This is a genomic window from Nocardia sp. NPDC005825 (assembly GCF_040630175.1).
Taxonomy (GTDB): domain Bacteria; phylum Actinomycetota; class Actinomycetes; order Mycobacteriales; family Mycobacteriaceae; genus Nocardia.
This window is the reverse complement of the sequence record NZ_JBEXXC010000002.1, coordinates 138,427-151,854: the sequence shown is the minus strand read 5'-3', so window position 1 is coordinate 151,854 and position 13,428 is coordinate 138,427. Positions and strand designations below refer to the sequence as shown.

The 13,428-nt window shown below is 70.7% G+C and carries 10 protein-coding genes; 5 read left to right on the top strand and 5 right to left on the bottom strand.

The window, feature by feature from the left end; genetic code table 11:
* Nucleotides 1–117: 117 nt before the first annotated feature.
* The 3 genes from tuf to ABZ382_RS05325 form a co-directional block, all read right to left on the bottom strand.
* On the bottom strand, nucleotides 118–1,293 hold the full coding sequence (gene tuf / locus ABZ382_RS05335; RefSeq protein ID WP_357084438.1) for an elongation factor Tu: 1,176 nt from the start codon (nucleotides 1,291–1,293) through the stop codon (nucleotides 118–120).
* A 237-nt stretch (nucleotides 1,294–1,530) separates the two neighbouring features.
* The gene (locus ABZ382_RS05330; protein WP_357084435.1) at nucleotides 1,531–3,075 is read right to left on the bottom strand and encodes an MFS transporter; all 1,545 of its coding nucleotides are present in this window, start codon (nucleotides 3,073–3,075) and stop codon (nucleotides 1,531–1,533) included.
* Nucleotides 3,076–3,175: 100 nt separating this feature from the next.
* Nucleotides 3,176–3,340: a hypothetical protein gene (locus ABZ382_RS05325; RefSeq protein ID WP_357084432.1), complete on the bottom strand. Its 165-nt coding sequence runs from the start codon at nucleotides 3,338–3,340 to the stop codon at nucleotides 3,176–3,178.
* Nucleotides 3,341–3,570: 230 nt separating this feature from the next.
* Here ABZ382_RS05325 and ABZ382_RS05320 point away from each other — a divergent pair, with 230 nt between their 5' ends.
* Nucleotides 3,571–6,453 carry a BTAD domain-containing putative transcriptional regulator gene (locus tag ABZ382_RS05320; protein ID WP_357084429.1) on the top strand — a complete coding sequence of 961 codons (2,883 nt, stop codon included), beginning with the start codon at nucleotides 3,571–3,573 and terminating at the stop codon, nucleotides 6,451–6,453.
* Between the two features lie 190 nt (nucleotides 6,454–6,643).
* Here the strand turns inward: ABZ382_RS05320 and ABZ382_RS05315 are convergent, their stop codons facing one another.
* Complete coding sequence (locus ABZ382_RS05315) at nucleotides 6,644–7,720, bottom strand: acyl-CoA dehydrogenase family protein (RefSeq protein ID WP_357084426.1); 1,077 nt, start codon at nucleotides 7,718–7,720, stop codon at nucleotides 6,644–6,646.
* A 21-nt stretch (nucleotides 7,721–7,741) separates the two neighbouring features.
* Nucleotides 7,742–8,926, bottom strand: a complete 1,185-nt coding sequence (locus ABZ382_RS05310; RefSeq protein ID WP_357084423.1) for an acyl-CoA dehydrogenase family protein — start codon at nucleotides 8,924–8,926, stop codon at nucleotides 7,742–7,744.
* Between the two features lie 100 nt (nucleotides 8,927–9,026).
* On the opposite strand from ABZ382_RS05310, the gene ABZ382_RS05305 reads away from it, so the two are divergent.
* The 4 genes from ABZ382_RS05305 to ABZ382_RS05290 all read left to right on the top strand — a co-directional run bounded on the left by ABZ382_RS05305 (nucleotide 9,027) and on the right by ABZ382_RS05290 (nucleotide 13,394).
* Nucleotides 9,027–9,722: a hypothetical protein gene (locus tag ABZ382_RS05305; protein ID WP_357084420.1), complete on the top strand. Its 696-nt coding sequence runs from the start codon at nucleotides 9,027–9,029 to the stop codon at nucleotides 9,720–9,722.
* Between the two features lie 141 nt (nucleotides 9,723–9,863).
* Nucleotides 9,864–10,850 carry an LLM class flavin-dependent oxidoreductase gene (locus ABZ382_RS05300; protein WP_357084417.1) on the top strand — a complete coding sequence of 329 codons (987 nt, stop codon included), beginning with the start codon at nucleotides 9,864–9,866 and terminating at the stop codon, nucleotides 10,848–10,850.
* A 25-nt stretch (nucleotides 10,851–10,875) separates the two neighbouring features.
* Complete coding sequence (locus tag ABZ382_RS05295; RefSeq protein ID WP_357084414.1) at nucleotides 10,876–12,147, top strand: condensation domain-containing protein; 1,272 nt, start codon at nucleotides 10,876–10,878, stop codon at nucleotides 12,145–12,147.
* A complete protein-coding gene (locus tag ABZ382_RS05290) occupies nucleotides 12,144–13,394 on the top strand; it encodes a glycosyltransferase (RefSeq protein ID WP_357084411.1) in 1,251 nt (416 codons plus the stop codon). The genes ABZ382_RS05295 and ABZ382_RS05290 overlap by 4 nt, the downstream gene beginning before the upstream one ends.
* Nucleotides 13,395–13,428: the final 34 nt, after the last annotated feature.

The following is a 13,428-nucleotide window of genomic DNA, read 5'->3' as shown; positions in this document are numbered from 1 at the left end:
TTGTGGACGATCGCGGCGGGGGACCAGAGAATCGCGGCCAACCCCAGGACGCATCACTGCCGGGTGATGGTGGTCGAGGACGGATTCGATCCGCCCTCGACCACTCTCACGCGCCGCCTACCCGTCGACCGTGAGCACCGTGCCCGCGGCGACCGTCAGGTTGCCTTCGCGCACAGCGAATCCCAGCCCCGGTTCCAGCGGGACCGCGCGGTCGAGGGTCACCGCCAGTTCGACGGTGTCGCCCGGCATGGCACGCCCCTCCGGCAGCGTCACCTGCCCGGAGACGTCGCCCGTGCGGACGAAGAACTGCGGGCGGTAGCCGCTGGCGATGGGCGTGCGCCGGCCGCCCTGCGCGGCGGTCAGCAGCCGGACGCGCGCGGTGAACCCGGTGTGCACGGCGATGCTGCCCACCGCCGCGACCACCTGGCCGCGCGCCACCTGACCGCGCTGTACACCGCGCAGCAGCAGCGCCACATTGTCGCCGGCCTCGGCCGATTCCATGGTGCGGCCGAAGGTTTCGACGCCGGTGACCACGGCCTCGATCGCGCCGCCGTAACCCAGCACCGCGACCTTGTCGCCCATCCGGACCACGCCGCGCTCCACCGCACCCGTCACGACGGTGCCGCGGCCGGTGATGGTGAGGACGTTCTCCACGGGCATGAGGAACGGCGCGTCGAGGTAGCGCTCCGGCATCGGCACGTACTCGTCGACGGCGTCGAGCAGCCGCACCAGCTGGTCGGACCAGTGCGGGTCGCCCTCCAGCGCCCGCAGCCCGGATACCGGCACCACGGGTACGCCGTCGCCGTCGTAGCCATTGGCGGACAACAGCTCTCGCACCTCGAGCTCGATCAGCTCCAGCAGCTCGCCGTCGGCGACGTCGGACTTGTTGAGCGCGACCACGATGTGCTCGACGCCCACCTGCCGCGCCAGCAGCACGTGCTCGGCGGTCTGCGGCATCACGCCGTCGTCCGCCGACACCACCAGGATGGCCCCGTCGAGCTGGGCCGCGCCGGTGATCATGTTCTTCACGAAGTCGGCGTGCCCCGGCATGTCCACGTGCGCGTAATGCCGTGTCGCCGTCTCGTATTCGACGTGGGCGATATTGATGGTGATGCCGCGCTCGATCTCCTCCGGCGCCCGGTCGATGCGGTCGAAGGGGACGAAAGCGGTGCCGCCGCGCTCCGCCAGCACCTTCGTGATGGCGGCGGTCAGCGTGGTCTTGCCGTGGTCGACGTGACCCATGGTGCCGATGTTCAGGTGCGGCTTGGTGCGGACATAGGCCTGCTTGGCCATGATGAATTCTCCATCCGGGATGTTCGAGGGGGACCTCAGCAGCGAGCCGACCTTCCCCGTCTGAGGTCCCGGGACGTCCCGGAGAAGGTCAGCGTCGTGCGCCGTCGAATGCGGATGCCGCCAGGGCGAGCACCGGGAGGTAGAGCGCAGCCATCGCACCCGCGACTGCGGGGTATGCGGCGATGGACTGCGGGAACATGCGAGACATGCTGCCCGGCGGAAGCCCTCTCGCGCCAGTTATTTTCGTGCCGGACCGAACCCGCTGACGGCTACGAAGACCGCCGCGGCCAGGATCATGACGGCCGAAACCAGCAGCGCCACATCCAGTCCGTGATGGAACGCGACCGTCGCCGTCTGCAGAACCTCGTTCACGTGCGGGGCGTATTTCAGCGCCGTGGCCAGGTCGACGCCCGCGGGGATGCGCCCACGTTCCACCGCGTCGATCGCGATCGGTTGCAAATTGTCCGGCAGCCCCAGCTCGGTCATCCGAGCGCGCAGGTCGGCGGTGAGGAACCCGTTGACCAGCGACCCGAGCACCGCGACTCCGACCGCCGCCCCCACTTGCCGCATGGTGTTGGTAGCCGCGGCGGCCATTCCCGAATGCTCCGCCGGCACCCCGGTCAGCACGGCGGAGGTCAAGGGCACGACCGCGATTCCGAATCCGAGCCCGGCCACCGCCAGCGTGATCGCGAGCGGCGTGAATTCGACCGTGCCGTCCAGCGAATGCCGGGTCAGCAGAATCCCGCCCGCGCCCAGCACGCACCCTGCGATCATCGGCATCCGCGCCCCGCTGCGCGCCACCCAGAACCCCGCCGCCAGCGACCCCGCCACGATGGCGGCCGCCATCGGCGCGAACACCGCCGCCGTGCGCCCGGCCGAATAGTGGATCATCACCTGCAGATACAGCGCGGTGAAGAAGAAGATCGAGAAGACCCCGAAGTAGACCGCGAACGCGACCACCAGCGCACTGCGCACCGGCGGCAGCCGCAGATACCGGAAGTCGAAGACCGGGTTGCGGACTCGCGTCTCGACGATCAGGAACGCCACGAACGCGACCGCCCCCACCACGAACAACGCGATCACCGACGGCGCGTCATACCCCCGGCTCTCGCCCGTGATCGCCGCGAAGATCACCGTGCCCAGGAAGATCGCGCCGAGCAGCGACCCGAGCCAATCCATCTGCCCCGGTCGCGGATCCGCGCTCTCGGGCACATACCGCAGCGCCGCCGCCAGCACCACGACCCCGATGATCAGGTTGAACCAGAAGATCGACCGCCACCCCCACGCCCCGACGAGCGCGCCGCCGAGCACCGGCCCCGCGGCCAGCGCCAGCCCGGACACCGCCGCCCACACCCCCAGCGCCTTCGCGCGGGTTCGCGCCTCGGGGAACACCTGCCGCAGCACCGACAACGTGCCCGGCTCGGACGCGGCGGCCCCCAGTCCCATGACCGCGCGCCCGAGAATCAGCACCGGCACGCTCGTGGCGAGCGCCGAAATCACCGATCCCGCACCGAAGATCACCAGGCCGATCACCATCACCCGTTTGCGGCCCCACCGGTCGCCGAGTGATCCGGCGGCGAGCATCAGGCTCGCGAACACCAGCGTGTAGGCGTTGACGACCCATTGCAGCAGTTGGACATCGGTGCTCAGATCCGAGCGGATGTCGGCCAGCGCGACGCTGACGACGGTCGTGTCGAGGAAGGTAACGAACAGGACCGCGGTGACCGTGGCCAACGCGATTCCGGGCCGCGTCGCAGCGCGCGACGTGTCACCGATTGCCACCTCCCCAGGTTACGGGGCACCGATAGCGGCTGTCCGGTTTCGATCGGCGTGGCGAGCACGGTCGGGCCCTGCTGACGGTCGGTGCGGATGGCGTCCCGGGTCAGCGGCTGCGCGGAATCGATGTCGACGGATCGACCATCGGGTCACCGGTCACCGCGGGCGTGCCGACGCCGCCGGGACCGGTGGGCGTGTGCGCCGCCTCGCAGGCGGCCATGCCCAGTGACAGGGCGCAGACGGCGATGACGGCGGCGGACTTCAACCGCATGGGATGCCTCCAGGGATTCGAGGGCGTCCGGTTCGTCGCCCACCATCAGAGTCGGTCCGGCGGCTTGGAACCGGCCAATGGCCCACCAATCGGCCCGGTGGCGCGCAGGATGTAGGCGGTCCGCGGCGGCGGGTCCGGTTCCGGAGCGACGAAAGGTGAGGATCGGTGCAGGACAGGCGGCTGATCGGCGGCGGCCCGGCCCCTCTAGACTGCCGAACGGGGAGGTCGGTTTGCTGAGGTTCTCGGTACTGGGCGAGGTCCGCGCATGGCGCGGGGACACGCCCCTGGATCTGGGCCCGCCACAACGGCGGGCGGTGCTCGCCGCACTGTTGCTGCGCGAGGGCAAGGCGGTCACGGCCGCCGAACTCGTCGAGGGCATCTGGGGCGAGGACCCGGTGCTGCGCGCCGTCCCCGCGCTGCGCACCCACGTCGCCAAACTCCGCCGCGAACTCGAACCCGACCGCGCCAATCGCGGCCCCTCCAGTCTGCTGGTCTCCGTCGGCGATGGCTACGTGCTGCGACTACCGCCCGGCCGCACCGACATTCACGACGTCGCCGGCCAGGTCGCGGCCGCCGAACGACTGCGGCACGAGGACCCCGACAGCGCCCGCGGCACCCTCGAATCGGCGCTGTCGCGCTGGCAGGGCGCGGCGCTCGGCGGTCTGCCGGGCCCCTACGCCGAACGCCAGCGCGCCCGGCTCGAGCAGTGGCGGCTGTCCATCCTGGAGGACCGCCTCGCCCTCGACATCGAAACCGGCCGCAGCGCCGAGGCGGTCGCCGAACTGGGCCCGCTCATCGAGGAACATCCGCTGCGGGAACGCTTCCGCGCGCTGCTCATGACCGCCCTCTACCACTGCGGCCGACAGGCCGAGGCGCTCGACGAATACGGCCGCGCCCGCCGCGCCCTGGTCGACGGCGTCGGCGTGGAACCCGGCCCGGAACTGAGCGAGGTGCACGCCCGCATCCTGCGCGCCGACCTGCCCAGCGTGGCGCGACCGGCCCCCACTCGGCTCGCCCCGGCCCAATTGCCGCCCGACATCGCCGATTTCACCGGCCGCTCCCGGGTGGCCGAGCAGATCGCGGCCCAGCTCACCGGTGGCGGACCGGCGGTGGCCATCTCCGCGGTCGGCGGCATGGGCGGGGTCGGCAAGACCACCCTGGCCCTGCACATCGCCCACCAGGTGCGCGACCGATTCCCCGACGGCCAGCTGTACGTGAACCTGCGCGGCGTGGACCCCGACCCACTGCCCACCGGCGACGCCCTGGGCGGATTCCTGCGCGGCCTCGGGGTCGCCGAGGGCGATATCCCTCCCGCCGTCGACGATCGGGCCGCGCACCTGCGAACCCTGTTGAGCGACAAGCGGATTCTCATGGTCCTCGACAATGCCCGCGACGCCGCCCAGGTATCGCCGCTGCTGCCCGGTACGCCCGGCACCGCGGTCCTGATCACCAGCCGCTCCGCGCTCACCGAGCTGCCCGCGGTCCGCCGCACCCGCCTCGACGTCCTCGAACCCGCGGAGGCCATGACCCTGCTGACCCGCATCCTCGGCGCCGAACGCGTTGCCGCCGAGCAGGATGCGGCGTTCGCGGTGATCGAGCTGTGCGCGTGCCTGCCGCTGGCGGTGCGGATCGTCGGCGCGCGGCTGGCGGTACGGCCGCAGTGGACCATCGCCTCCCTGGTCGCGCGGCTGGCCGACGAGAACCAGCGGCTGGAGGTGCTGCAGACCGGCGATCTCACCCTGGAGGCGGCGTTCCGGCTCGGGTACGGCCAGCTGAACACCGAGCAGGCCAGGGCTTTCCGCACCCTCGCCCGCGCCGATGTGCCCGACTTCCCGGTAGACGGCGCCGCCGCGCTGCTGGGCGTCCCGGTGCCCCAGGCCGAGCTGGTGTGCGAATCCCTGGTGGATCTGAGCCTGCTGGAGACGCCCGCGCCCGGCCGCTACCGCTTCCACGACCTGCTGCGGCTGTTCGCCGCACGCCTGGCGGGAAGCCACGACGGCGGTGAGAGCGAGGCCGAGATCGTGGCCCGCCTGCTGGACTACTACCTGGCCAGCACCAAGAACCTGCTCGGCGCACTGGATTACAGCAACACCACCCTGCTGCTGGTGCCGACCACCGTCCCCGGCCACACCTTCGCCGGCGGCGTGGAAGGCCAGTCCTGGAACGATATCGAGCGCCCGGTGATCATCGCCCTGTACCGGCAGGCTGCCCGGCTGGGCGGCCGGGCGGTGGCGCTGGCCGCGGATCTGGCCTGGGTGATGGCCGAGCTGATGGACACCGGCAGCCGCGCCCGCGAACTCGCCGACGGCCTGAAAGCCTTGCTGGACACCGCGGTCCGGGACGACGATCACGCCAGCTCCCGGCGGCTGCGGGTGGCGCTGGGCGCCATGATGCAGATCGGGCTCGGCGAGGTCGAGGCCAGTCTCGAATTCCTGCAACCCATCTCGCAGCCCGCCGACGACGCCGAGCGGCGGCTCCAGGTGCTGGCCGAGATCCTGCTCGGGGTGGCGGATCGGCGCGTCGGCAATACCAAGGACTCGCACCGGCACTACGCCAATGCCATCGCCTGGACCCGGGCGCTGGACGACCGCTCGCTGGAAGCCTGGATCCTGGCGCTGGCCACCCGCACCCTGTGCGAATCCGGGCAGTACGCCGAGGCGGTGGCGGTGGCCGAGCGGGCCATCGCGCTGGCCCAGGAGTCGTCCAACGCGGTCGCGCTGGGCTGGGCCACCCACGAATTGGCGGCCACCCGGTCCATGCTCGACGACCACGAGCTCGCGCTCGAGCTGGCGGCCGACGCTGTGCGCATGACACACCGCAACGGCGTGCGGCTGTGGGAGGGCTGGGCGCGCACCCGGCTGGCCCAGATCCACCTGCGCGCCGGGCACGACGCCGCCGCGGAATCCGAGGCGACCCAGGCCCTGCGGCTGCTGAGCAAGGCCGCCGACCCCCTCGACCGGGCCCGCGCCCTGTTCCTGCGGGCCACCGCCCGCACCGGCGACGCCGAGGCCGCCGCCCGCGAGCACGCCGACGCCGCCGAGATCTTCCGTCGCGCCGGACTGCCCGCCCCGACCCCCGCGACCCTGTTCTCACCAGGCCCGGACCAACCATAGAGAACGTTTATTCGCTTTTTATCGGCCCGTGGGAACCTGCATCCACGCGGGCGCCCCGGAGCTGCAACCTCCGGGGTTCCCGCGCGCGATGAGGTCATGACCGCATGCGTCACGAGGGGTGCGCATTCGGTTCATGCGGGTCGGACGGCCGTCGCCCACCGCGGCGACGGCTCCACCGCATCACCCGCGATCACGCCGGGGCATCCAGGGCCAGACCGAGGCCGCGCAGGTGCGCTGTGGCCGTCCCCGATTCGAACTCGGCTCGTTTGGCGGCCGTGAAGTAGCGCTGCATCGGATAGTCGAGGTAGATGCCGGTGCCGGCGTGCACGTGGACGGCCGTGTGCGCGACGCGGTGACCCGCCTCCGACGCCCAGAACTTCGCCACGTCGATCTCGGATTCCGCGGCCAGGCCCCGCGATTCCCGCCAGGCGGCCTGCCACAGGGTCAGGCGGACGGCCTCGACATCGATGTAGGCGTCGGCCAGACGCTGACGCACCGCCTGGAACGCGCCGATCGGCTTGTCGAATTGTTTTCTGGTGCGGGCATATTCGGCTGTCATCTCCAGCGCCCGTTCGAGGACGCCCAACTGGTGGGCGCAGACGGCCAGGGCCGCGCGGCGACGGGCCCACGCGGGCGCTTCGGGCGCTGAGATCGCGTCGGCCCGCGGGACCAGGACGGCATCCAGTTCCAACAGAGCCGCGTCGGTGCCGTTCACCGCGTGCTGCCGGGTGACCGTGACGCCCTCGGCCTCCCGATCCACCAGGAGCAGAACCGAGTTCGCCCCGCTTCGAGCCTCGATCAGGTAGCCGTCGGCGAAGGCTCCCGCCGCGACCACCGAGTGGGAACCCCGGACTCGCCAGCCCTTCTCGCCGCGTTCGGCCTCGAAGGACGCGAAGTCGCGGGCCAGTGCTGGCGCGAGCGTATTCTCACCCCGCAGCATCGGCCGCAGCCAGCGCCGCACCTGCGAGTCGTCGCCGAATTCGGCCAGCGCCGCCGCGACCACGGCGATGCTCGTGGCATACGGTGCGGGCGCGACGGTCCGGCCGATCTCGATCAGCACGCTGCACTGTTCGAGCAGCCCGTACCCGCCGCCGCCCGCCTGCTCGGGCAGCGCCGTGTCCAGCAGTCCCGCGCCGGCCATCGCACCCCACAGCTCCGCGTCGAACCCGGTGTCATCCGGGTTGCGATGCCGCCCGGCCCAGTCGGTGAGCAGTTCGCGGGCCAGTCCCGACAGGTCCCGCTGCGCCTCGGTGTATTCGAAATCCATTGTCCTGCTCCTGTGTTCGGCTCAGCGGGTGACGGGCAGCCCGAGGGCGTTCTTGGCGATGATGTCGCGCTGCACCTCGTTGATCCCGCCGCCGAAGGTCAGGATGAGCGCGGAGCGATGGAACCGTTCGAGTCGTCCGAGCAGCAGTGCGCCCGGGGAATCGGCGCGCAGCACGGCCGCGGCCCCGAGCACCTCCATGAGCAGGCGGTAGCCCTCGATGGCGAATTCGGTGCCGAACACCTTGGTGGCCGAGGCGTCCGCCGGGCCGAGCTCGCCGCGATCGGCGGCCCACGCGGTCCGCCAGTTCCGCAGCTTCAGGTACTCGGTATGGGCGTGTACGCGGGCCAGGTGCAGGCGCACCCATTCGGCGTCCATGACCCGGGTCCCGTCCGGCAGTGTGGTGGCGCGCGCCCACGCGACGACCTGCCGCAGCGACTCTTCGAGCGGCGCGGCCGAGGCCAGCGCCACCCGTTCGTGATTGAGCTGATTGGTGATCAGCGCCCAGCCCCGGTTCTCCCCATGCACCAGGTTCGCCCCGGGCACCCGCACGTCGGAGTAGTAGGTCGCGCTGGTGCCGACACCGGCCATGGTGTGCACCTTCGTCCACGAGAACCCTTGCGCGGTGGTCGGAACGATGAAGATCGACAGCCCGGCGTGCTTGCCCGCCGCCGGATCGGTGCGCGCGGCGAGCCAGACGTAGTCGGCGTATTCGATGAGGCTGGTCCACATCTTCTCGCCGTTGACCACCCATTCGTCGCCGTCGCGCACCGCGCGGGTGCGCAGGGAGGCCAGGTCGGTGCCCGCGTTCGGCTCCGAATAGCCGATGGAGAAATGCAGGTCGCCCCGGGCGATCCGCGGCAGGAAATAGGCCTTCTGTTCCTCGGTACCGTAGCGCATGATGGTCGGCCCGACTGTGTTCACGGTCAGGTACGGCAGCGGCACGCCGGCGGCCGCGGCCTCGTCCAGGAAGACGAGCTGATCGAGCATCGAACGTCCCTGTCCGCCATACTCTTCCGGCCATCCCAGGACCAGCCAGCCGTCCGCGCCCAACCGGCGCACCACCTCCTTGTAGACGGTTCCGTCGCCGTGCTCCCCGCCCGGCCCCGACCGCAGCGCCGCCCGCACGTCGGGGGTGGCGAGGTCGGCGAAATACTCGCGCAGGCGCTTGCGCAGGCGGTGCTGTTCTTCGCTCGAACTGATGTGCATAAATGGAAGGTAGGAATCGGCCGGGCCGGATCCGCCCCGGTGGCAGGAAGCTGCCAGATTCCAGGGAAACCCCCGGTCACCTGCCAGGATCGGGGAAGTGATGCAGCGACAGCCGACCGGAGCGACCGGGCATCCGGCCACCGGGATCGTCCGGTTCAGCCAGGACGGGCACTGGGACCAGGACGTCCACCACCTGCTCCGCTACGCCCGGCGCGAGGCGGTGGTGGCGGTGTCGAACCCCACCCGCTCCACCGATCACCTCCGCCTGGGCCAGGTGGTCGTCGACGACCTGCTGGCCGCGGGCAAGGAGGTCCGGCTCCTCTACTCCCCCGACTATCTGGAGATCCGCGACCACCAACCGCTGCTGCGCCAATCCTCGCTCGGCGCGCAGATCCGCGTCACCGACAACGACTTCCACAACGTCCTGATCCTCGACCGCACCGTCGCGGTGCTGTGGAGCGGCGCCGGAGCCGACCACCCCTACGCCTACCTGGTCCGCGAACCGGCCCTGCTCCGCGCCCTGCACCAATTCGCCCTGCTCAGCTGGCAATCCGGCCACGGCCTCGCCGGCCGCGTCCCCACCGACCCCATCGACCTGAGCCCCACCGCCCGCACCGTCCTCAACACCCTCAACCTGGGCCTCATCGATGAGACAGCCGCCCGCCGACTCGATATGTCGCTGCGCACCTACCGCCGCCACATCGCCGACCTCATGACCCGCTTGGACGTGCGCAGCCGCTTCCAGATCGGGGTGCGCGCAGCCCAACTCGGCCTGCTCGACGAACCCCGGGAGTAGTCGCCACACCGGTGAGTACCCCCGCCGGTGGCAGCGCGACACCGCGCACCTCTGCCGGTGGTGGCGCCCCCGGGCACGGCAATCGACTGGGGCTTCTCCGCAGGTTGTCCTGGGGCACTGGGTCATTCGATATTGCTTGGCATGAACGTGGTGGCGGCGCTCAAGCTCAATATGACCAATGTCGACGACCCTCGGGCCGGGAATCACGAGCGGTATCGGGCCGCGCTCGCGATGGCCGAGTACGCCGAGCGGGTCGGGTTCGCTGTGGTGAATGTCGAGGAGCATCACGGGTCGGGCACCGGCTGGCTGCCCGCGCCGCTGCTGATGGCGTCGGCGGTGGCGGCCCGCACCGAGCGGATCCGGATCAGCATCGGGGCGTTGATCGTGCCGCTGTACGACCCGGTGCGGCTGGCCGAGGATCTGGCGGTGCTCGACAATCTGGCAGGCGGGCGGCTCACCGTTCTCGCCGCGATCGGGTACCGACCGGCCGAATATGCCGCGCTCGGAAAGGATTTCACGCGCCGCGGCAAGCTCATGGACGAGGCGCTGGAGATCATGCTCGCGGCCTGGCGCGACGAGCCGATGCGGCGCGGCGGGCAGTCCTTCGACGTCACGCCCAAGCCGTTCAGTAAGCCGCATCCGCATCTGCTCATCGCCGGAATGAGCCCGGCGACCGCCCGGCGGGCCGCGCGCTTCGGGCTCGGGCTGGCGCTGCCCCTGCCCGCGCCGGAGGTGGAGGAGCTCTACGAGCGGGAGCTGATCCGCTGCGGCACCAGCGGTTACATCCACAAGCCCGAACCGGACAGCCGCCACACCCTGCTGCACGAGGACCCGGATCGGGCCTGGCACGACTTCGCCCCGCACATTCTCACCGAGATCCGCGAGTACGCGTCGTGGGGTCGCGAGGGCATTCACCGCCCGCACGACGCCGTGCCGGATTCGGTCGAGTCCCTGCGCGCCCACGGCTATCTGGAGATCCTCACCCCGGCGCAGCTGCGCGACCAGATCGCGGCCGGGCGCACCGAGATCCTGATGAACCCGCTGATCGGCGGCCTTCCGATCGAGGCGGGCTGGGACAGTCTGCGCCTGCTGGGCGAGGACGTGCTGTCCCTCACCACCGTTCGATGACCCGACAACCGGCAAGAGGAAGTTCATGACAGATCTGCGCCCCGGGCGGCTGACGGCCGCCGCCAAGAAGTTCCTGACCTGGGACGAGAATCCCGCCGTCTTCGGTGTCACCATCCCCTGCCCGGTTCCGGTCGGCATGGGCCTCGAGGACGCGCGGAAGCTGATCAACACCCTGATCGACACCCACGAATCGCTGCGCAGCCGATACAGCTACGGCGAGAACGCGTTCTGCGAGATCGAGCCCGAATCCGGCGGCGTCATCGACCCCGCCCGGGTCGACGTGCGGGCCATCGACATCGAGGACCTCGACGCCGAGGCGCTCACCACCCTCATCCAGGAGCAGTCCGCCGCGGCCAATCTGCGGCTGGACCCCACCGCCGGGAAGATCGTCACCGCGGTACTGCTCACCCGCTCCTTCGACGTGAACATCCTGCTGTTCACCGCCCACCACATCGCCATCGACGGCATCTCCATGTGGGTGCTGTGGGAGGACATCGCCACCTACGCCCGGCAATGGGCGGCGGGCGAGGAGATCGCGCTGCCGCCGGAACCGATCACCGGATCGGAGTGGGCGGAATTCCTCGACGAGTACGCGAAGACCCGGGTCGGCGAACGCGACTACTGGCTGGCCGCCTCCGACATCGAACCGACCACCCTGGACCGGCCCGCCACCCCGAAGTCGGCGCACTTCGACGGCGTCATCGACGGCGCGCTGGCACAGCGGCTGCTGGTCGAACTGCCCGCCGCGCTCGGGGCCAGTTACACCCGGATCCTGCTCGTCACACTGGGTTTGGCCATCGAGGATGCGACCGGCGTGGCCCGGCCCATCACCGTGCAGAAGCACGGCCGCTACAGCCGCCTGCGGCCCGGCACCGACCTGTCGCGGACGGTCGCCTGGATCTCCGACGACTACCCGTGGCTGCTGCGCCCCGCCACCGGCACCCTGGGCGACCGGCTGCACGACGCCCTCGACGGGTATCCCACACACCCCGAGGATTTCACGCTGCTGCGCTGGCATCACCCCGAAAGCTGGTCGCATTTCCTGACTTTCAACTCGCCCAAGTTCTACTTCAACTTCCTCGGCGACGTGGGCGTGTGGATTCCGGACGCGCATTCGCGGGAGCAGGCCCGGTTGAAGATGTTCGACATGAGCCTGTTCCTGGGCACCAGCAAGCCCGAAGGCGTGGAACAGGTGCACTATTCGGTGCACTCCCCCGACGGCGGCATCGGCGCGGATCGGATGCGGGCCATCGTCACCCGCTGGCTGACCATTCTCGAGAGTGTGGAGGTCCGATGAGCAGGATCGTTCTGGTCGGCATCGGCAGTCGCGGCGACATCGCGCCGCTGACCGGGCTGGGCGTGGGGCTGCGCGACGCGGGACACGAGGTGGTGGTGGCCGCGCACACCCTGTTCGCGGAGCAGATCGCCGGATGCGGGCTCGAATTCCGGGAGATGACCCACGATATCGACATCGACATGACCGATCCGGATGTCAATCGACTCTCCGCGGGCTGGAAGTTCTCCTCCCCCAAGGGAGTTCGCAGTCTCGGTCTGGGCATGATCCGGGCGCTGATCGACGAGCCCGCCGATGTCCTGCTGCTGCCGCCGCCGACGGAATACGCGGGCCTGGCACTGGCGGAGGCCAAGGGCATCCCCTCGATCGGGCTGCGCTTCCAGCCCTTGTCCGCCACCGCCGAGCACGCGCCTTCCGGTTACGGCGCTTACGATTTCGGCGCCCGCGGTAACCGTCTGGCCGCCGATTTCGGGGCCTGGTTCAACGACCGCTTCTACGCGAGCACCGTCGCCTTCTTCCGCCGCGAACTCGGGCTGCCGCCGATCTCGGTGTACGACCTGCGCCGGGCCCGGACCGCGGCGGGCTGGCCGATGCTCAACGGCTACTCCCCCAGTGTCGTACCGCGCCCGGCCGATTGGCGGGCCGGCCTGGAAGTCACCGGCTACTGGTGGCCGCCGCGCCCCGACGGCTGGGAACCGACCGCCGAACTGACCGATTTCCTGGCCGCCGGTCCACCGCCGGTGTTCATCGGGTTCGGCAGCATGGCCGACAGCAAGGAAGGCACCGCCCGCACCGGACGGATCATCGCTGGGGCGCTGCGCCGGGCGGGCGTACGCGGCGTCGTGCAGAGCGGCTGGCTCAACCTCGACGTCACCGGCGACGACGTGCTGACCATCGGTGAGGCCCCGCACGATTGGCTGTTCCCGCGCATGGCGGCGGTGGTCCACCACTGCGGCGCGGGCACCACCGCCGCGGGCCTGCGCGCCGGCGTTCCGGCCATCGGCGCGCCCGTCTACGCCGATCAGCCGTTCTGGGCGCAGCGCCTCATCGATCTGGGCGTCAGCCCGGCGACCATCCCGTACTCGAAGATGTCCGAGGACCGGCTCACCGACGCCCTCCGGCGCGCCACCACCGACACCGCGCTGCGCGACAACGCGACTCGGCTGGCCGCCCGGATCGCCGCCGAGGACGGGGTAGGCCAGGCCGTGAAGGCCATCGAGGCGCACCTGGGCGCCCTGCGGAAGGGGTGACGGTGTAACTCGCCCCGCCCGGACCACCCGCCCC

Bases quoted from the DNA above. Each gene is read 5' to 3' on its own strand.
- tuf (WP_357084438.1), bottom strand. From the start codon at position 1,293: ATGGCCAAGCAGGCCTATGTCCGCACCAAGCCGCACCTGAACATCGGC.
- ABZ382_RS05325 (WP_357084432.1), bottom strand. From the start codon at position 3,340: ATGCGGTTGAAGTCCGCCGCCGTCATCGCCGTCTGCGCCCTGTCACTG.
- ABZ382_RS05315 (WP_357084426.1), bottom strand. From the start codon at position 7,720: ATGGATTTCGAATACACCGAGGCGCAGCGGGACCTGTCGGGACTGGCC.
- ABZ382_RS05310 (WP_357084423.1), bottom strand. From the start codon at position 8,926: ATGCACATCAGTTCGAGCGAAGAACAGCACCGCCTGCGCAAGCGCCTG.
- ABZ382_RS05305 (WP_357084420.1), top strand. From the start codon at position 9,027: ATGCAGCGACAGCCGACCGGAGCGACCGGGCATCCGGCCACCGGGATC.
- ABZ382_RS05300 (WP_357084417.1), top strand. From the start codon at position 9,864: ATGAACGTGGTGGCGGCGCTCAAGCTCAATATGACCAATGTCGACGAC.
- ABZ382_RS05295 (WP_357084414.1), top strand. From the start codon at position 10,876: ATGACAGATCTGCGCCCCGGGCGGCTGACGGCCGCCGCCAAGAAGTTC.
- ABZ382_RS05290 (WP_357084411.1), top strand. From the start codon at position 12,144: ATGAGCAGGATCGTTCTGGTCGGCATCGGCAGTCGCGGCGACATCGCG.